Origin of the sequence: Streptomyces sp. NPDC004647, from assembly GCF_040609575.1 — a bacterium.
GTDB lineage: Bacteria > Actinomycetota > Actinomycetes > Streptomycetales > Streptomycetaceae > Streptomyces.
In genome coordinates, this window is the sequence record NZ_JBEXKU010000002.1 from 90,999 (window position 1) to 108,356 (window position 17,358).

At 69.6% G+C, this 17,358-nt stretch carries 19 protein-coding genes; 5 read left to right on the forward strand and 14 right to left on the reverse strand.

The window, feature by feature from the left end; translation table 11 throughout:
• Positions 1-34: 34 nt before the first annotated feature.
• The 11 genes from ABZW18_RS01265 to ABZW18_RS01315 form a co-directional block, all read right to left on the reverse strand.
• Complete coding sequence (locus tag ABZW18_RS01265) at positions 35-580, reverse strand: TetR family transcriptional regulator (protein ID WP_356180323.1); 546 nt, start codon at positions 578-580, stop codon at positions 35-37.
• Entirely contained in the window at positions 580-900 is a 321-nt protein-coding gene (locus ABZW18_RS01270) for a multidrug efflux SMR transporter (protein ID WP_356180325.1), read from the reverse strand. The genes ABZW18_RS01265 and ABZW18_RS01270 overlap by 1 nt, the downstream gene beginning before the upstream one ends.
• A gap of 61 nt (positions 901-961) precedes the next feature.
• Positions 962-1,333 (reverse strand): VOC family protein, encoded by a 372-nt coding sequence (locus tag ABZW18_RS01275; protein WP_356180328.1) that lies wholly within the window; start codon positions 1,331-1,333, stop codon positions 962-964.
• 150 nt (positions 1,334-1,483) lie between these two features.
• A complete protein-coding gene (locus ABZW18_RS01280; RefSeq protein ID WP_356180330.1) occupies positions 1,484-1,816 on the reverse strand; it encodes a metal-sulfur cluster assembly factor in 333 nt (110 codons plus the stop codon).
• Positions 1,813-2,277 (reverse strand): Fe-S cluster assembly sulfur transfer protein SufU, encoded by a 465-nt coding sequence (sufU, locus tag ABZW18_RS01285; protein ID WP_356180333.1) that lies wholly within the window; start codon positions 2,275-2,277, stop codon positions 1,813-1,815. The genes ABZW18_RS01280 and sufU overlap by 4 nt, the downstream gene beginning before the upstream one ends.
• Positions 2,278-2,324: 47 nt before the next feature.
• Positions 2,325-3,581: a cysteine desulfurase gene (locus ABZW18_RS01290; protein ID WP_356180335.1), complete on the reverse strand. Its 1,257-nt coding sequence runs from the start codon at positions 3,579-3,581 to the stop codon at positions 2,325-2,327.
• Positions 3,582-4,343, reverse strand: coding sequence for a Fe-S cluster assembly ATPase SufC (gene sufC, locus ABZW18_RS01295; RefSeq protein WP_356180338.1), 762 nt, complete (start codon positions 4,341-4,343; stop codon positions 3,582-3,584).
• A gap of 7 nt (positions 4,344-4,350) precedes the next feature.
• Positions 4,351-4,674 carry a bifunctional 3-phenylpropionate/cinnamic acid dioxygenase ferredoxin subunit gene (locus ABZW18_RS01300; RefSeq protein WP_356180341.1) on the reverse strand — a complete coding sequence of 108 codons (324 nt, stop codon included), beginning with the start codon at positions 4,672-4,674 and terminating at the stop codon, positions 4,351-4,353.
• Positions 4,671-5,852 carry a Fe-S cluster assembly protein SufD gene (gene sufD / locus ABZW18_RS01305; RefSeq protein WP_356180344.1) on the reverse strand — a complete coding sequence of 394 codons (1,182 nt, stop codon included), beginning with the start codon at positions 5,850-5,852 and terminating at the stop codon, positions 4,671-4,673. Before sufD ends, ABZW18_RS01300 begins: the two co-directional genes overlap by 4 nt.
• Positions 5,853-5,922: 70 nt before the next feature.
• Positions 5,923-7,344 carry a Fe-S cluster assembly protein SufB gene (gene sufB / locus ABZW18_RS01310; protein WP_356180347.1) on the reverse strand — a complete coding sequence of 474 codons (1,422 nt, stop codon included), beginning with the start codon at positions 7,342-7,344 and terminating at the stop codon, positions 5,923-5,925.
• Positions 7,341-8,111, reverse strand: a complete 771-nt coding sequence (locus tag ABZW18_RS01315; protein ID WP_356180602.1) for an ArsR family transcriptional regulator — start codon at positions 8,109-8,111, stop codon at positions 7,341-7,343. The genes sufB and ABZW18_RS01315 overlap by 4 nt, the downstream gene beginning before the upstream one ends.
• A gap of 212 nt (positions 8,112-8,323) precedes the next feature.
• Between ABZW18_RS01315 and ABZW18_RS01320 the strand changes: the two genes are divergently transcribed.
• The 3 genes from ABZW18_RS01320 (at position 8,324) to ABZW18_RS01330 (ending at position 11,107) form a co-directional block, all read left to right on the forward strand.
• Positions 8,324-9,250 (forward strand): ABC transporter ATP-binding protein, encoded by a 927-nt coding sequence (locus ABZW18_RS01320; RefSeq protein WP_356180350.1) that lies wholly within the window; start codon positions 8,324-8,326, stop codon positions 9,248-9,250.
• Positions 9,247-10,035: an ABC transporter permease gene (locus ABZW18_RS01325; RefSeq protein ID WP_356180351.1), complete on the forward strand. Its 789-nt coding sequence runs from the start codon at positions 9,247-9,249 to the stop codon at positions 10,033-10,035. The genes ABZW18_RS01320 and ABZW18_RS01325 overlap by 4 nt, the downstream gene beginning before the upstream one ends.
• 82 nt (positions 10,036-10,117) lie before the next feature.
• Positions 10,118-11,107, forward strand: a complete 990-nt coding sequence (locus ABZW18_RS01330; RefSeq protein WP_356180353.1) for a COX15/CtaA family protein — start codon at positions 10,118-10,120, stop codon at positions 11,105-11,107.
• On the opposite strand, the gene ABZW18_RS01335 is transcribed toward ABZW18_RS01330, so the two are convergent.
• From ABZW18_RS01335 to ABZW18_RS01345, 3 genes are all read right to left on the reverse strand, one after another.
• Positions 11,084-12,217, reverse strand: a complete 1,134-nt coding sequence (locus ABZW18_RS01335) for an amidohydrolase family protein (RefSeq protein WP_356180355.1) — start codon at positions 12,215-12,217, stop codon at positions 11,084-11,086. The genes ABZW18_RS01330 and ABZW18_RS01335 overlap by 24 nt on opposite strands.
• Positions 12,218-12,270: 53 nt before the next feature.
• Positions 12,271-12,621, reverse strand: a complete 351-nt coding sequence (locus ABZW18_RS01340; RefSeq protein WP_356180358.1) for a hypothetical protein — start codon at positions 12,619-12,621, stop codon at positions 12,271-12,273.
• 111 nt (positions 12,622-12,732) lie between these two features.
• The gene (locus ABZW18_RS01345; RefSeq protein WP_356180360.1) at positions 12,733-13,713 is read right to left on the reverse strand and encodes a heme o synthase; all 981 of its coding nucleotides are present in this window, start codon (positions 13,711-13,713) and stop codon (positions 12,733-12,735) included.
• A 386-nt stretch (positions 13,714-14,099) separates the two neighbouring features.
• On the opposite strand from ABZW18_RS01345, the gene tkt reads away from it, so the two are divergent.
• Together tkt and tal are read left to right on the forward strand one after the other, a co-directional pair.
• Positions 14,100-16,178 carry a transketolase gene (gene tkt / locus ABZW18_RS01350; RefSeq protein ID WP_356180362.1) on the forward strand — a complete coding sequence of 693 codons (2,079 nt, stop codon included), beginning with the start codon at positions 14,100-14,102 and terminating at the stop codon, positions 16,176-16,178.
• A gap of 34 nt (positions 16,179-16,212) precedes the next feature.
• A complete protein-coding gene (gene tal / locus ABZW18_RS01355) occupies positions 16,213-17,358 on the forward strand; it encodes a transaldolase (protein ID WP_356180364.1) in 1,146 nt (381 codons plus the stop codon).

Here is a 17,358-nt window from a genome sequence, read left to right on the forward strand (position 1 = left end):
CCTGCTCGCCGCCGCGGGGCCCGCGGGCAGCGGGTCAGCCGATGACGCGGGCGAGCGCCTGCCGGACCTCCGCGCGGTCGAACGGGCGGCCGGTGAGAAGGAGTTGCAGCAGCAGCCCGTCGATCAGGGCGATCAGCGCGTGGGCGGTCGACGCGTCCTTCGTGTGGTCGTTCAGTATCCCGGCCACGCCGTCGAGCCATTCTGCGGCGACCGGCCGGAGGGCGTCGCGCCGCAGAGCGGCGAGGTAGAGCTCGTACTCGATGCGGATACGGCTGCGGTCCCCGGCCATCGCTTCCTCGAGCAGGGCGGCGAGCCGGTCAGCCAGCGGCAGTCCGCTCCCTTCGAGATGACGACGCCAGTCCTCGAGCGCCGCCTGCGGCTCCACACAGACCTGCCGCAGGGCGGCGACCAGCAGGTCGTCCAGCGTCGCGAAGTGATACGTGGTGGATCCGAGCGGGACGTCGGCCGCCGCGGCCACAGCGCGGTGGCTGAGGCCGTCGATACCGCGTTCGCCCACCACCCGGATCGCGGCGTCGATGATGCGCTGGCGGCGGTCGGGGTCGTACCGGCGGCGGGCCATCAGTGGGCCCCGCCGATATGGAGTACGAGCACGCCTGCGATCACCAGAACGATGCCGATCAGCTTGGCGGCGCTCGCCGTCTCGCCGAGGAAGAGCATCCCGATCGCCGCGATGGCCGCTGTCCCGGCACCCGACCAGACGGCGTAGGCGGTGCCGACGGACAGCGTCTTCAGCGTCTGAGCGAGCAGCGCGAAGGCGATCACATAGCCGACCGCCGTGCCCAGGGACGGCCAGAGCCGGCTGAAGCCGTCGCTGTACTTCATCGAGGTCGTCCCCAGCACCTCGGCCAGAATCGCTCCGGCCAGCATCATCCACACCATGCGTACGATAGTACACAACGATGCGTACGACCGTACGCAAGCCGCTCAGTCGGTCAGTCGGTCAGTCGGTCAGGGAGCTCTTCGGCCGAAGCACACAGAACTCATTTCCCTCCGGGTCGGCGAGGACGACCCAGGTCGCGTCCCCCCGCTCCTCCTGCCCGACGTCCACCCGACGCGCCCCGAGCGCCAGCAGCCGGTCGACCTCCGCCTGCTGGTCATCCGGGCTGAGGTCGAGATGCAGCCGGTTCTTCACGGTCTTGGTCTCCGGTACGGGCAGGAAGACGATGCCCGGCCAGGCGTCCTGGCCGGCGCCGATGATGACCTCTTCCGGGTCGTCGAAGAGCACCTTCCAGTCCAGCACCTCGCACCAGAAGCGGGCGAGTCCCCGCAGGTCATGGGCATCAATGGCGATCTGGAACAGCGAAAGAGCCATGCCCGCCAGTCTGCCTGGCGGGCATGGCTCTGTCAGTCCGAACGTGCCGGACGGGCTGGTCCCGGACGGTCCCCGGCGTCTCGGAGTCCCCGGAATCCCCGGAATCCCCGGAATCCCCGGAGTCCCCGGAGTCTCAGACGGTCCGGAGTCTCAGACGTTGAAGCCCAGGGCGCGCAGCTGGTCCCGCCCGTCGTCGGTGATCTTGTCCGGGCCCCACGGCGGCATCCAGACCCAGTTGATCCGGAGCTCCGAGACCAGGCCCTCGGTCGCGGAGTTCGCCTGATCCTCGATGACGTCGGTCAGCGGACAGGCCGCGGACGTCAGGGTCATGTCGATCGTGGCGATGTTCGACTCGTCGACGTGGACGCCGTAGATCAGCCCCAGGTTGACGACATCGATCCCCAGCTCGGGGTCGACGACGTCCATCAGGGCCTCCATGACCTCCTCCGTCGTGGCGGTCGCGGACTGTGTGTTCTCTGTCATGCCGTCTTCCTCGCAGCCTCGTCGCCCAGTGCCTGGGCAGTGGCGTCCTTCCAGGCCATCCAGCTCAGCAGAGCGCACTTCACGCGCGCCGGGTACTTGGAGACGCCGGCGAACGCGACCGCGTCCTCCAGCACCTCCTCCATCGCGTCGTCCGGCTCGATCCGGCCCCTGGACTGCATCAGCTCCAGAAAGGTCTCCTGGATCTTCTGTGCCTCGGCCAGGTCCTTGCCGACCAGCAGCTCGTTCAGCACCGAGGCGCTGGCCTGGCTGATGGAGCAGCCCTGACCCTCGTACGAGACGTCCTCGACGGTCCCGCCGTCGAGCCGTACCCGCAGAGTGATCTCGTCACCGCACGTCGGGTTGACGTGGTGCACCTCGGCGTCGCCATCCCGAAGCCCCCGCCCGTGCGGGTGCTTGTAGTGATCCAGGATGACGTCCTGGTACATCGAATCCAGCTTCACGAGGCAGCCCCTACCCGCTGTGCTTTCACTGACCGACTGTGCTTTCTCTAACCAAAGAAGTTGCGTACGTACTCCAGGCCCTCGACCAAGGTGTCGACCTCGGACGGAGTGGAGTACAGATAGAACGACGCTCGCGTGGTCGCAGGAATTCCGTACCGCAGGCAGACCGGCCGAGCGCAGTGGTGGCCGACCCGGACCGCGATGCCCTGCTCGTCGAGCACCTGACCGACGTCGTGCGGGTGGATGTCGCCGAGCGTGAAGGAGATCGCCGCACCGCGGTCCTCGGCCGTCATCGGGCCGATGATCCGCAGGTCGGGGACCTCGAGGAGCCTGCGCACCGCGTACTCGGTGATCGCGTGCTCATGGGCCTGGATGTTGTCCATGCCGATCGAGGAGAGGTAGTCCACGGCCGCACCGAGACCCACGGCCTGAGCGATCGGGGGCGTACCGGCCTCGAACTTGTGCGGCGCCGGAGCGTACGTGGACGAGTTCATCGAAACGGTCTCGATCATCTCGCCACCGCCCAGGAACGGCGGCAGGTCCTCGAGGAGCTCCTGCCGCCCCCACAGCACGCCGATGCCGGTCGGACCGCACATCTTGTGGCCGGTGAAGGCCACGAAGTCGGCCTGCAGCGCCTGCACGTCCAGCGGCATGTGCGGCGCGGCCTGCGAGGCGTCGATCAGCACCAGCGCGCCGACCTCCTGGGCGCGGCGGACAATCGCCTCGACGGGATTGACCGTGCCCAGGATGTTGGACACCAGCACGAACGAGACGATCTTGGTCTTCTCGGTGATGATCTGCTCGATGTTGGACAGGTCGAGCCGGCCCTCGTCGGTCAGGCCGAACCACTTCAGCTTCGCGCCGGTGCGCTGCGCGAGCAGCTGCCACGGCACGATGTTGGAGTGGTGCTCCATCTCCGTGATGACGATCTCGGTGTCGCTGTCCACGCGGTAGGGCTCATCGGCCCAGCCCAGCATGTTCGCCACGAGGTTGAGCGACTCGGAGGCGTTCTTGGTGAATATCACCTCGTCGCGGCTCGGCGCGTTGATGAACGCCGCCACCTTGTCGCGCGCGCCCTCGTACAGCGCCGTGGCCTCCTCCGCGAGGACGTGCACGCCACGGTGGACGTTCGCGTTGTACCTCTCGTAGTACTCGTTCAAGGCGTCGAGCACCTGGCGCGGCTTCTGCGAGGTCGCCGCGTTGTCCAGGTACACCAACTTCTGCCCGTCGTGGACCACGCGGTCCAGGATCGGGAAGTCCTTGCGGATCGCCTCGGTGTCGAGGAGGCCCGGCAGTGTCGTCACTTAGGAAGCGCCACCCTTCGTGTAGGCCTCGTAGCCCTCGTTCTCCAGCTTGTCGGCGAGCTCGGCACCGCCGGACTCGGCGATCCGGCCGTTCGCGAAGACGTGAACGAAGTCGGGCTTGATGTAGCGCAGGATGCGCGTGTAGTGGGTGATCAGCAAGGTGCCGACCTCGCCGCCCTCACGCACCCGGTTCACGCCCTCGGACACGGTGCGCAGCGCGTCGACGTCCAGGCCGGAGTCGGTCTCGTCGAGGATGGCGATCGCGGGCTTGAGCAGCTCGAGCTGGAGGATCTCGTGGCGCTTCTTCTCACCGCCGGAGAAGCCCTCGTTGACGTTGCGCTCGGCGAAGGCGGAGTCGATGTTGAGGCGCTCCATGGCCTCCTTGACCTCCTTCACCCAGGTGCGCAGCTTGGGGGCCTCGCCACGGACCGCGGTCGCGGAGGTGCGGAGGAAGTTGGAGACCGACACGCCGGGGACCTCGACCGGGTACTGCATGGCGAGGAAGACGCCGGCCCGGGCGCGCTCGTCGACGGTCATCGCCAGGACGTCCTCACCGTCGAGGGTGACGGTGCCGCTGGTGACCGTGTATTTGGGGTGGCCTGCGAGGGAGTACGCCAGGGTCGACTTGCCGGAGCCGTTGGGGCCCATGATGGCGTGGGTCTCGCCCTGCTTCACGGTCAGGTCGACGCCGCGCAGGATCTCCTGGGGGCCGGTCTCGGCCTCGACGGAGACGTGCAGGTCGTGGATCTCAAGCGTTGCCATGGGTGTCTCAGGACTCCTGGGTGACGGAGACGAGCACGTCGTCCCCTTCGATCTTTACGGGGTATACGGGAACGGGGCGCGTCGCGGGCAGTCCGGACGGCTTGCCGGTGCGCAGGTCGAAGCTGGAGCCGTGCAGCCAGCACTCGATCTGGCAGTCCTCCACCTCGCCCTCGGACAGCGAGACGTTCGCGTGCGAGCAGATGTCGTTGATCGCGAACACCTCGCCCTCGGTACGGACGATCGAGATCGGCGTGCCGTCGAGCTCGACCCGCTTGGGGGTCTCTTCCTCGAGCTCGCTCAGCCCGCAGACTCGTACATAGCCGGCGGTCATACGGATGCTTCCAGCTCTGCCTCGATCTTGGCGATCAGGCGGCTCTCGACGTCCTGGACACCGATCTGCTGGACCAACTCCGCGAAGAAGCCGCGGACGACCAGCCGGCGGGCCTCGTCGGCCGGGATGCCGCGAGCCATCAGGTAGAAGAGCTGCTCGTCGTCGAATCGGCCGGTCGCGCTCGCGTGTCCGGCGCCGACGATCTCGCCGGTCTCGATCTCCAGGTTGGGGACCGAGTCGACGCGGGCGCCGTCGGTGAGCACGAGGTTGCGGTTCAGCTCGTAGGTGTCCGTGCCGGTGGCCGCCGCCTGGATCAGTACGTCGCCGATCCATACGGCGTGCGCGTCCTGGCCCTGCAGCGCGCCCTTGTAGGCGACGTTGCTGCGGCAGTTCGGAACGCCGTGGTCGACGAAGAGCCGGTGCTCCTGGTGCTGGCCGCGGTCGGTGAAGTACAGGCCGTACAGCTCGGCCTCACCGCCCGGGCCGTCGTACTCCACGCGCGGGTGGAGCCGGACCAGGTCGCCGCCGAAGGTGACGACAACCGACTTGAACGTCGCGTCACGGCCGACCAGCGCGGTGTGCTGCCCGGCGTGCACGGCGTTGTCGTCCCAGTCCTGCACGGACACGACGGTGAGCTTGGCGCCGTCGCCGAGGTGGTACTCGACATTGGCGGCGAGCACCGCGTCGCCGGTGTGGTCGACCACGACGACGGCCTCGGCGAACGCGCCCAGCTCGATCACCTGGTGGCCGAAGGCGGTGCCGCCCTCGCCGTGCACGGCGATCCGGATCGGTTCGGCGAGTACGGCCTCCTTGGCCACCGAGACGACCGAGGCCTTCTCGAAGGCGGAGAACGCCTGCGCGGCGACCCGGTCGACCGGCTTGCCGGTCCTGCCCACCCGGGCGTCGTCGCGGCCCACGGTTTCGACCGTCACGCCGTCGGGCGCGGTGATCTCGACCTTGACGCCGCCGCCGTTCGCGACCGCGGTGCCGTCGTGCAGCCCCTTGAGCCGCTCGAGCGGAGTGAAGCGCCACTCCTCCTCGCGGCCGTGCGGCACCGGGAAGTCCGCCACGTCGAAGGACGGGGACGTACTCATCCGGGTGGCGACGGTCGACTCGGCGGCCACCGCGATCGACCCGGTGGTGGTCGAACCCGCCGGAATGTTCTGAGCCTCAGCCATGGCTGTCGTCGTGCTCTCTCTCTACGTCGGAAAAACAGTGCCGCTGGTGGTGGAAGCGCGGGGCCGGCCGTCAGCCGACCGCGCCCTCCATCTGCAGCTCGATCAGCCGGTTGAGCTCCAGGGCGTACTCCATGGGCAGCTCCTTGGCGATCGGCTCGACGAAGCCGCGCACGATCATCGCCATCGCCTCGAACTCGGTCATGCCACGGCTCATCAGGTAGAAGAGCTGGTCGTCGCTGACCTTGGAGACGGTCGCCTCATGGCCCATGGACACGTCGTCCTCGCGGACGTCCACGTACGGGTAGGTGTCCGACCGGGAGATGGTGTCGACGAGCAGGGCGTCACAGAGCACATTGGACTTCGAGCCCTCGGCTCCCTCGCCGATCTCGATCAGACCGCGGTAGGAGGTACGGCCTCCGGCCCGGGCCACCGACTTCGAGACGATGTTCGAGGAGGTGTTCGGGGCCATGTGGACCATCTTGGCGCCGGCGTCCTGGTGCTGGCCCTCGCCCGCGAAGGCGATGGACAGGGTCTCGCCCTTGGCGTGCTCGCCCATCAGGTAGACGGCCGGGTACTTCATGGTGACCTTGGAGCCGATGTTGCCGTCGACCCACTCCATGGTCGCGCCCTCGTATGCCACGGCGCGCTTGGTGACCAGGTTGTAGACGTTGTTCGACCAGTTCTGAATGGTCGTGTAACGGCAGCGGGCGCCCTTCTTCACGATGATCTCGACCACGGCGCTGTGCAGCGAGTCCGACTGGTAGATCGGCGCGGTGCAGCCCTCGACGTAGTGGACGTAGGCGTCCTCGTCGACGATGATCAGCGTCCGCTCGAACTGGCCCATGTTCTCCGTGTTGATCCGGAAGTAGGCCTGCAGCGGGATGTCGACGTGCACACCCTTCGGCACGTAGATGAAGGAGCCACCCGACCACACGGCGGTGTTCAGCGAGGCGAACTTGTTGTCGCCCGCCGGGATGACCGTGCCGAAGTACTCCCGGAAGAGCTCCGGGTGCTCCTTGAGCGCGGTGTCGGTGTCCAGGAAGAGGACACCCTGCTCCTCCAGGTCCTCGCGGATCTGGTGGTAGACGACCTCGGACTCGTACTGGGCGGCGACACCGGCGACGAGGCGCTGCTTCTCGGCCTCCGGGATACCCAGCCTGTCGTAGGTGTTCTTGATGTCCTCGGGCAGGTCCTCCCAGGAGGTGGCCTGCTTCTCGGTGGACCGCACGAAGTACTTGATGTTGTCGAAGTCGATGCCGGAGAGGTCGGATCCCCAGTTCGGCATGGGCTTCTTGCCGAAGAGCTTGAGCCCCTTGAGGCGCATCTTCAGCATCCAGTCCGGCTCGGACTTCTTCGCGGAGATGTCTCGGACAACGTCCTCCGACAGACCACGCTTCGCGGAAGCGCCGGCGATGTCGGAGTCGGCCCATCCGTACTCGTAGGTACCCAGGCCCTCGAGCTCGGGGTGGGCGGTCTCCGTGGGGAGAGTCATGCGGGGTTCCTCCCGGCCGTGCTTGCAGATGCTGTGGTGGTCTTGCTGGTCTCAGTGGTCTTGCTGGTGCGCCTGGCGTCGGGGGCGCTGCCGGCCTTCGGAATGAAGGTCGTGCACACCCCGTCGCCGTGGGCGATCGTGGCCAGCCGCTGTACATGCGTGCCGAGCAGACGGGAGAAGACCTCGGTCTCCGCCTCGCACAGCTGCGGGTACTGCTCGGCGACGTGGGCGACCGGGCAGTGGTGCTGGCAGAGCTGCTCGCCGACCGGTGCGCTGCGCGCCGTAGCAGCGTACCCGTCCGCGGTCAACGCCTTGGCCAGCGCCTCGGTGCGGTGCTCGGGGTCGGCGGCCTCGAGCGCCTCGCGGTAGCCGACGGCCTGGGCTGCCAGCCGGGCGCGGGCGAAGGCCGCGACGGCGGCCTCGCCCAGCTCGCCGCCGCCCGCCGTCTGGGCGATCCAGCGCATGGCGTCGGCGGCCAGCTTGTCGTAGGCCTGGTCGAAGGCGTCCCGTCCGCCGTCGGTGAGGGCGAACACCTTGGCCGGGCGGCCTCGGCCGCGCGAGCCGTAGACGCGCTGTTCGCGGGGCTCGACGACGCCGTCGGTGACCAGCGAGTCGAGATGGCGGCGGACCGCGGCCGGGGTCAGTTCCAGGCGCAGGGCCAGTTCTGCCGCGGTGGACGGCCCGTGGTCGAGGATCGACCGGGCCACGCGGTTACGTGTGCTCCGCTGGCCGTCCTCGCCGAAGGACGCGGCGTGCGCAGGCAGCATCGACCCGGCGGCCGCACCGGCCGCCGGAATCTGCTGAGCCTCGCTCGCGTATTTCACAACGCCATTGTTGCGTAATTCCCCGGCCCGCGACAAGCGATGATCCCTTCACATCTCGTGGGCTCGGTCACTAAGGGTTACCTAAACGGCAAGGCTCCACGGGGCCCCGGGCCCTGGCGGCCGGGCCGCCGACGGCGGTTCGTAGACTTCCCGGCATGCGAAGCGAGGCTGTCGTCCAGGTCCAGGGTCTGGTCAAGCGTTACGGCCCGAAGACCGCGGTGAACGGCCTCGACCTGTCCGTCGCGGCGGGCACGATCACCGCGGTACTCGGCCCGAACGGAGCGGGGAAGACCACAACGGTCGAGATCTGCGAGGGCTACCGGCGCCCCGACGCGGGCACGGTCCGGGTCCTCGGACTCGACCCGGTGTCCCAGGCGGCCGCCCTGCGCCCCCGGATCGGCGTCATGCTCCAATCAGGTGGCGTCTACCCCGGGGCCCGCGCGGAAGAGATGCTGCGCCACACCGCGCGGCTGCACGCGCACCCCGTCGACGTGGACCAGCTGATCGAACGCCTGGGCCTCGGCAGCTGCGGGCGTACGGCCTACCGCCGGCTCTCCGGCGGCCAGCAGCAGCGGCTCGCGCTCGCCATGGCAGTCGTCGGGCGGCCCGAGCTGGTCTTCCTCGACGAGCCGACCGCCGGGCTCGACCCGCAGGCCCGGCACGCCACCTGGGACCTGGTGCGCGAGCTTCGCGCCGACGGCGTGTCCGTGGTCCTCACCACGCACCATATGGACGAGGCCGAGCAGCTCGCGGACGACGTCGCGATCATCGACGGCGGAAGGGTCGCCGCCCAGGGCAGCCCCGAGGCGCTGTGCCGGGGCGGCGCGGAGAACACGCTGCGGTTCTCCGGGCGGCCAGGGCTCGACCTCGCCGCCCTGCTCAAGGCGCTGCCGGCCGACACCACGGCCGCCGAGCTGACCCCGGGCACGTACCGCGTCACCGGCAAGATCGACCCGCAGCTGCTGGCCACCGTCACCTCCTGGTGCGCCCAGCACAGCGTGATGCCGGACCGGATCTCGGTCGAGCGGCACACCCTGGAGGACCTCTTCCTGGAGCTGACCGGCAAGGAGCTGCGCGCATGACCGCCACGGGCACATTCGCCCCCGAGCCCGGCGCGGCGCCGCTCGCCCGGATGATCGCGGCGCAGACGGCGCTGGAGACCCGGATGCTGCTGCGCAACGGCGAGCAGCTGCTGCTGACCGTGGTCATCCCGACGCTGCTGCTCACACTGTTCAGCGCGGTCGACATCATCTCCGTGCCCACCGGGACGGCCGGGGGCGAGGGCGGGGCGGTGGACTTCCTGGCGCCCGGCATCCTGGCGCTGGCCGTGATGTCCACGGCCTTCACCGGGCAGGCCATCGCGACGGGCTTCGAGCGGCGGTACGGCGTACTGAAGCGGCTCGCCGCCTCGCCGCTCCCGCGCTGGGCCCTGATGACCGCCAAGACCGGCTCCGTGCTGGTCACCGAGATCCTCCAGATCACGCTGCTGACCGTCGTCGCCTTCGCGCTGGGCTGGTCACCGCACGGCAACCCGCTCGTGGTCGTGGTGCTGCTCGCTCTCGGCACGGCGGCCTTCTCCGGACTCGGCCTGCTGATGGCGGGCACCCTGAAGGCGGAGGCGACGCTGGCGGCGGCCAATCTGGTCTTCATCCTGCTGCTGGTCGCGGGCGGGGTGATCGTTCCGCTGGAGAGGTTCCCGGAGGCCGCGCAGAGCGTGCTCGCGCTGCTTCCGGTGTCGGCTCTGTCGGACGGGCTGCGGGATGTGCTCCAGCACGGGTCCGGGGTGCCGTGGGGCGACCTGGGGATCCTTGCGGTGTGGGCGGTACTGGGCCTGGGCGCGGCGGCACGCTACTTCAGGTGGGAGTGAGCGGGCGCGTGCGGCCTCGGGCAGCCGAGCCGTGGGCCACCCCTCGTGAAAACATGCACAAGCCCCCGCCTACGATGAGCCCGTGCCGAATTCGCTGAATCCCCTCGAGCAGATCGCCCGCCGCTGGCAGCCCTCCGCGCGCACGGTGCAGAGGGCCGCGCTGGCCGCCGTGGTGATGGCCGTCGTCATCGTCGTCACCGGCGGCGCGGTCCGGCTCACCCAGTCCGGCCTCGGTTGCCCGACTTGGCCGAGCTGTACCGAGGAGAGCCTGACGCCGACCCACGAGATGGGTGTCAACGGCATCATCGAGTTCGGCAACCGCATGCTGACGTACGTGCTCTGCGCCGTCGTCGGCTTCGCGATCATCGCGGCCCGGTCCCGCAGACCGCGGCGGCGTGATCTGACCCGGCTCGGCTGGGCGCAGTTCTGGCTCATCATGATCAACGGGGTGATCGGCGGCGTCACCGTACTGACCGGCCTGAACCCGTACATCGTCGCCGCCCACTTCCTGGCCGCTACGGCCCTGCTGACCGTGGCCGTGGTGATGTGGAACCGGTCGGGGGAGAGCGAAGCACCCACCCGACCGCTGGTGAACCTGCCGGTGCGGCGGCTCGCGTGGCTGACCGTCGCCGTCACCGGGGCACTGATCGTCGCCGGTACGGTCGTCACCGGCGCCGGCCCGCACGCGGGAGACGCCAAGAAGGTGCACCGCATCCCCGCCGACTGGGAGCGGGTCACCCAGATCCACGTCGACCTGGTCTTCCTGGTGCTCGGTCTGACGGTCGCCCTGCTGTTCACCCTGCGCGCCGTGGACGCTCCCGCCGCCGTTCGCCGGCGGGCACGGGATCTGCTGGTCGTGCTGCTCGCCCAGGGCCTCATCGGCTTCGTGCAGTACCTGACGCATCTGCCCGAGGTGATCGTCGGCGCCCATATGCTCGGCTCCTGCCTGGTGTGGATCGCCGTGCTGCGGGTCCCCCTGGCGATGCGCGAGCGCCCGGAACCCGAAACGGCTGCCGGGGCGGAGCTGCCGAGCCCCGCGCAGGAGGGTTCAGCGGCCCCGGCCGCCGTCTGAGCGGCCCTCCAGCCCGTACACCCGGTGGGCGTTGCCCGCCGCGATCAGCCCGGCGATCCGCGCCGCGTCCGTGCGCGACCAGACGCCCTCGGCCACCCACTCCGCCAGCAGCCGGCCGAGCGCCTCATGGAACAGCCGGGCTCCGACCACATGCAGCTCCGGCAGCCCCTGCCCGCCGGTGGAGAACAGCAGCTTGCCGAACGGCGCCAGCTCCAGCGCCTCCGCCAGGACCGTACGGGCGCGCGAACCGGTTCGGGCGAGCGCCGGGCCGAGATCCGCGTACACATGCGGGAACACATCGGCCAGACAGGCAGCCTGCCGGTGGTACGGATAGCCGTGCAGCAGCACCACATCCGTACCGAGCCCGGCGGTGGCCCGTACGAAGTCGGTGAGCAGCATCGGGTCCGTGCGGTCGATGCGCATGTCGGGGTCCCCCACTCCGGCGTGCAGTTGGAGCGGCAGCCCGGTGGCGACCGCCGTCCAGAGCAGATGCCGCAGGAGCACGGGGTCGGTGAGGCGGCCCGCGACCGGGCGGCCGGAGAGCCAGCGTCCGGCGCACCGGCGCACTTCGCCGGGGCCCGGTGGCTCGGGCGCCAGGGCGAGACCATGCCGGCAGCCGGCGACGGAGCTGAAGCCGACGGCCGACTGGGCGGCGCCGTGCACCGCCTCCGCGAGATTGGCCACGAAGCCGTCAGCGGTCCCTGAGGTGTCGGCCACCTGTTCGGCCAGTAGCTCCAGGCGCACGATCTCGTGCGCCGCGGCACCCCCGGCGGCGGCCAGTTCGGCCGGCTCCGTGAGATCCCCGAGCAGCCCGGTGTCCACCAGATAGGTACCGATGCCGGTGCTGCGCAGCAGTCGCCGCCCGGCCTCCAGTACGCCGAGCTCGCGGCGCCGCGCGAGATAGCTCGCGGGCGGGCAGTGCGGCTCCAGTCCGAGCAGCGGCGGGCACCAGCGGCGTACCGCGAAACCGGTCTGGGTGTCGAAGAAGGTGGTGCCCGGAGCGGCGGGGGCGCCGGACTGGGTGAGGTAGGCCTCGAAGGTGCCGAGGCCCAGCTCCGTCCGGAGCACGCCGTGGCAGTGCTGGTCCACCAGAGGTGGCAGTTCGATCACAGCGCAGCGCCTCCCGTCCGTACCGTCGTGCGGTATAACGGGCGCGCCCGGTCTCAGGTGTTGCTCGGGCCTCCGAGCTGGATGCCTGCCATACGGCTCCACTCGTACGGGCCAGTGCGGACCTTGGCCGCGAAGTCGCCGTCGAAGGACTCGTGCAGGGTGATTCCGGCCAGTTCGGCGGCGCGCTGTGCGATGGCGTGGGTGGGCGCCACGAGGTCGCCCCACGCGCCGTCCGCTCCCACGAGCACGATCCGGGTGCCCATCTGGCCGAGGTACGCGAGCTGGCCCTCGGCGCTGCCGCCATGGCTGCCGGCGAAGTTCTTGATCTGCTTCGCGAGCCGGTTCGCCCGGCGCTCGGCCCTGGCGTCGTGTGCGCTGTCCGCGGCCTGCTTGGTGTCTGCCATGGTCACGATGCTACCGATGGGTAGATCAACTGGCGACCGGTGACGGGCGTGGCCTTGACCACGCCCCGGCTCCCGGCTCCCCGAAGCCCCGGGCTCCCCGGGGCACAGCGCCTAGCGCAGGAATGGGTCCAGCGCCACGGCGACGAAAAGCAGCGAGACATAGGTGATGGACCAGTGGAACAGCCGCATCTCCTTGAGCTTCGCGCCCGAGAGCCCTGCCTTGGCGCGGGCCCGCAGCCCGTGCGCCTCCTTCAGCCACCAGCCGCCGGCCACGGCCGCCACCAGCGGATAGAACCAGCCGACGTACCCCAGCGGCCACAGCGCCAGCGAGACGGCGACCATGACCCAGCTGTAGAGCACGATCTGGCGGGCGACGACGGTGTTGGTGGCGATGACCGGGAGCATCGGCACGCCCACGCGCGCGTAGTCCTCCCTGACCTTCATCGACAGCGGCCAGTAGTGCGGCGGCGTCCAGAAGAAGATGACGAGGAAGAGGACGACGGCGGCCCAGGAAAGGGAGTTGGTGACGGCCGACCAGCCGATGAAGACCGGCATGCAGCCGGCGATGCCGCCCCAGACGATGTTCTGCGCCGTGCGGCGCTTGAGGATCATCGTGTAGACGACGACATAGAACAGCAGTGCGCCGAGTGACAGCGCCGCCGACAGCCAGTTGACCAGAGCGCCGAACCAGAGGGTGGAGACCACGGCCAGCGCCAGGCCGAAGACCAGGCCCTCGCGCGGCGAGACCATGCCGGTCACCAGCGGCCGTTGCGACGTACGGTCCATCAGCGCGTCGATGTCACGGTCGATGTACATATTGAGCGCGTTCGCGCCACCCGCGGAGAGGTAGCCGCCGATGCAGGTGGCGAGCACCAGCCACAGGTCGGGCACACCCTGCTCGGCGAGGAACATCACCGGCACGGTGGTGATCAGCAGCAGCTCGATGATGCGCGGCTTCGTCAGGGCCACGAACCCCATGACCCGGGCACCGAACGGCCGGTGACCGGGGCCCTTCTCGAGTTCCCCCACAGCCCTTCGGGTGTGGGAGGTACCCCCACCCGCAGGACGGGATTCGACGGCCGTCACGCACACCCCTGAATAGCGACCTCAGCGGCTCGCGCCGCGGGCACAGACCAGCAAGCACCGGAGTTGAATACCCGGTAAAGACTTGCGCGTACCACGCCACTCTAGACGCAGCGGATACGCCGCCTTCGCGGGGGTGGGTCGTGTTGAGCGCCCTCCGTCCCCGGCGGGGGAAGCCGCTGGCGACGGGCAGGCCGAGCAGCGCGCGTCCATCTGAAACAGTGCCCGCTCGCCTGAGACAGGAGCGCCGGGAGCACGTATTCGGTAGCGCCGGGCGCCCGTCCGGTGGCCGACGACCAGTCGAAAGACGCGCTTCCCGCGAGGGTAGGCTCGACAGCGCCCGGTGTGCAGAACGTCACCGGCATTCGACATGTGGAGAGGAGCCCTGACCCAGGGTGAGCACCAAGCCGACCACCACAGATCTCGAGTGGACCGAGCTGGACCAGCGGGCCGTCGATACCGCCCGCGTCCTGGCCATGGATGCAGTGCAGAAGGTCGGAAACGGCCACCCGGGCACGGCAATGAGCCTGGCTCCTGCCGCCTACCTGCTGTTCCAGAAGCTGATGCGGCACGACCCGGCGGACGCGAACTGGACGGGGCGCGACCGGTTCGTCCTCTCCCCCGGCCACACCAGTCTGACGCTCTACATCCAGCTCTACATGGCCGGCTACGGCCTGGAGCTGGATGACCTGAAGGCCTTCCGCACCTGGGGCAGCAAGACCCCGGGCCACCCGGAATACGGCCACACCACCGGCGTCGAGACCACCACCGGCCCGCTGGGTCAGGGCATCGCCAACGCGGTGGGCATGGCGATGGCCGCGCGCTACGAGCGCGGGCTCTTCGACCCGGACGCGGCCCCCCGGGCGTCCGCGTTCGACCACACCATCTGGGCGATCGTCTCCGACGGCGACCTGCAGGAGGGTGTCTCCGCGGAGGCCGGCTCGCTGGCGGGCCACCAGAAGCTGGGCAACATCGTCGCCCTGTACGACGACAACCACATCTCCATCGAGGGCGACACCGCGACGGCGTTCAGCGAGGACGTCCTGGCCCGGTACGAGGCCTACGGCTGGCACGTCCAGCGCATCGAGCAGGCGCCCAACGGCGACTTCGACGTCCAGGAGCTCCACGCGGCGCTCACCGCCGCGCAGACCGAGACCGAGCGCCCCTCGATCATCGCGGCCCGCACGATCATCGCCTGGCCCGCCCCGAACGCGCAGAACACCGAGGCCTCCCACGGCTCGGCGCTCGGTGACGCGGAGGTCGCCGCGACCAAGGAGGTGCTCGGCTTCGACCCCGAGCAGACCTTCCAGGTCGACGACGAGGTCATCACCCACGTCCGCAAGGCACTCGACCGCGGCCGCGAGGCACGCGCCGCCTGGGACAAGCAGTTCCAGGAGTGGCGGAGCTCCAGCCCGCAGCGCGCCGCGGAGTTCGACCGTATCGCCGCCGGCGAGCTGCCCCAGGGCTGGGAGGGGAAGCTGCCGGTCTTCGAGGCCGGCAAGGACGTCGCCACCCGCAAGGCCTCCGGCGAGGTCCTCAAGGCGCTGGGCGGCGTGATCCCCGAGCTGTGGGGCGGCTCCGCCGACCTCGCCGGCTCGAACAACACCACGATCGACGCGACGTCGTCCTTCCTGCCCACCGGCAACCCGCTGCCCGAGGCCGGCCCGTACGGACGTACGGTCCACTTCGGCATCCGCGAGCACGCCATGGGCTCGACCATGAACGGCATCGCGCTGCACGGCAACACCCGCGTCTACGGCGGCACCTTCCTGGTGTTCTCCGACTACATGCGCCCGGCGGTGCGCCTGGCCGCGCTGATGCAGCTGCCGGTCACCTACGTCTGGACGCACGACTCCATCGGCCTCGGCGAGGACGGCCCGACCCACCAGCCGGTCGAGCACATGGCCGCGCTGCGGGCCATTCCGGGCCTGAACATGGTCCGTCCGGCCGACGCGAACGAGACCGCCGTCGCCTGGCGCGAGATCCTGCGCCGGCACAGCGCCGAGCCCGCCCCGCACGGCCTGGCCCTGACCCGGCAGAACGTGCCGACGTACGAGGCCAACGAGGACGCCGCCAAGGGTGGTTACGTCCTGCTCGAGGCCGAGGGCGGTGCCCCCGAGGTGATCCTCATCGGCACCGGCTCCGAGGTGCAGCTGGCCGTCAAGGCACGCGAGCAGCTGCAGGCCACCGGCGTTCCGGCCAGGGTCGTCTCGATGCCCTGCGTCGAGTGGTTCGAGGAGCAGGAGCAGGGGTACCGCGAGAGCGTGCTGCCGCCCTCGGTGACGGCCCGGGTGGCGGTCGAGGCCGGCATCGGCCTCACCTGGCACCGCTACGTCGGCGAGACCGGCCGGATCGTCTCGCTCGAGCACTTCGGCGCGTCCGCCGACTACAAGGTGCTCTACCGCGAATTCGGCCTCACCGCCGACGCTGTCGAAGCAGCCGCACGGGAATCTCTCGCGGCTGCCGGTCGCTGACCTTCGTATACGACAAGTAGGAGATGCAACACCTATGGCAGACGCACTCAAGCGCCTCTCCGACGAAGGCGTGGCGATCTGGCTGGACGACCTGTCGCGCCATCGCATCACATCCGGAAATCTCGCCGAGCTGATCGACCAGCAGCACGTGGTGGGCATCACCACGAACCCGTCGATCTTCCAGAAGGCGATCTCCGGCGGCGGCGACGGATACGAGCGGCAGCTCGCCGATCTCGCCGCCCGCCAGGTCACCGTCGAAGAAGCCCTTCGCATGATCACCACAGCTGACGTCCGCGACGCGGCCGACGTCATGCGGCCGGTCTTCGACGCCACCGGCGGCCGGGACGGCCGCGTCTCGATCGAGGTGGACCCGGGCCTGGCCCACAACACCCGGGCCACGGTCGCCGAGGCCAAGCAGCTCGCGTGGCTGGTGGACCGGCCGAACACCTTCATCAAGATCCCGGCCACCCTGGCGGGCCTGCCGGCGATCACCGAGACCGTCGGCAAGGGCATCAGCGTCAATGTCACGCTGATCTTCTCGCTGGAGCGCTACCGCGCCGTCATGGACGCGTACCTCGCCGGCCTGGAGCAGGCCAACGCCGCCGGCCTGGACCTCTCCAAGATCGAGTCGGTCGCGTCGTTCTTCGTCTCCCGCGTGGACACCGAGATCGACAAGCGGCTCGACACGCTGGGCACCGACGAGGCCAAGAAGCTGCGCGGCAAGGCCGCCATCGCCAACGCCCGGCTCGCCTACCAGGCGTACGAAGAGGTCTTCGGCGCTGTCGTCGGCTCGGTCCAGGGCTCCGACCGCTGGGCGGCACTGGAGAAGGCCGGCGCCAACCGGCAGCGCCCGCTGTGGGCCTCCACCGGCGTCAAGGACAAGGCGTACAAGGACACGATGTACGTCGACGAGTTGGTGGCCCCCGGCACCGTGAACACCATGCCCGAGGCCACCCTCGAAGCCGTCGCCGACCACGGCGAGATCACCGGTAACACCGTCAGCGGCACGTACGAGCGGGCACGGGCCGATCTCGACGCGCTCGAGGGCGTGGGGATCTCCTATGACGAGGTGGTGCAGCTCCTGGAGGACGAGGGCGTCGACAAGTTCGCGACGGCCTGGAACGACCTGCTGAAGTCCACCGAGGCGGAGCTCAAGCGCCTCGCTCCTCCGGAGGAGTGA

What these genes read in the sequence shown, in the direction of transcription:
- ABZW18_RS01275 (WP_356180328.1), bottom strand. Translation starts at nt 1,333, where the DNA reads ATGGCTCTTTCGCTGTTCCAGATCGCCATTGATGCCCATGACCTGCGG.
- ABZW18_RS01270 (WP_356180325.1), bottom strand. Translation starts at nt 900, where the DNA reads ATGGTGTGGATGATGCTGGCCGGAGCGATTCTGGCCGAGGTGCTGGGG.
- sufB (WP_356180347.1), bottom strand. Translation starts at nt 7,344, where the DNA reads ATGACTCTCCCCACGGAGACCGCCCACCCCGAGCTCGAGGGCCTGGGT.
- sufD (WP_356180344.1), bottom strand. Translation starts at nt 5,852, where the DNA reads ATGGCTGAGGCTCAGAACATTCCGGCGGGTTCGACCACCACCGGGTCG.
- ABZW18_RS01265 (WP_356180323.1), bottom strand. Translation starts at nt 580, where the DNA reads ATGGCCCGCCGCCGGTACGACCCCGACCGCCGCCAGCGCATCATCGAC.
- ABZW18_RS01280 (WP_356180330.1), bottom strand. Translation starts at nt 1,816, where the DNA reads ATGACAGAGAACACACAGTCCGCGACCGCCACGACGGAGGAGGTCATG.
- ABZW18_RS01300 (WP_356180341.1), bottom strand. Translation starts at nt 4,674, where the DNA reads ATGACCGCCGGCTATGTACGAGTCTGCGGGCTGAGCGAGCTCGAGGAA.
- sufC (WP_356180338.1), bottom strand. Translation starts at nt 4,343, where the DNA reads ATGGCAACGCTTGAGATCCACGACCTGCACGTCTCCGTCGAGGCCGAG.
- ABZW18_RS01340 (WP_356180358.1), bottom strand. Translation starts at nt 12,621, where the DNA reads ATGGCAGACACCAAGCAGGCCGCGGACAGCGCACACGACGCCAGGGCC.
- ABZW18_RS01320 (WP_356180350.1), top strand. Translation starts at nt 8,324, where the DNA reads ATGCGAAGCGAGGCTGTCGTCCAGGTCCAGGGTCTGGTCAAGCGTTAC.
- tal (WP_356180364.1), top strand. Translation starts at nt 16,213, where the DNA reads ATGGCAGACGCACTCAAGCGCCTCTCCGACGAAGGCGTGGCGATCTGG.
- ABZW18_RS01315 (WP_356180602.1), bottom strand. Translation starts at nt 8,111, where the DNA reads ATGCTGCCTGCGCACGCCGCGTCCTTCGGCGAGGACGGCCAGCGGAGC.
- ABZW18_RS01325 (WP_356180351.1), top strand. Translation starts at nt 9,247, where the DNA reads ATGACCGCCACGGGCACATTCGCCCCCGAGCCCGGCGCGGCGCCGCTC.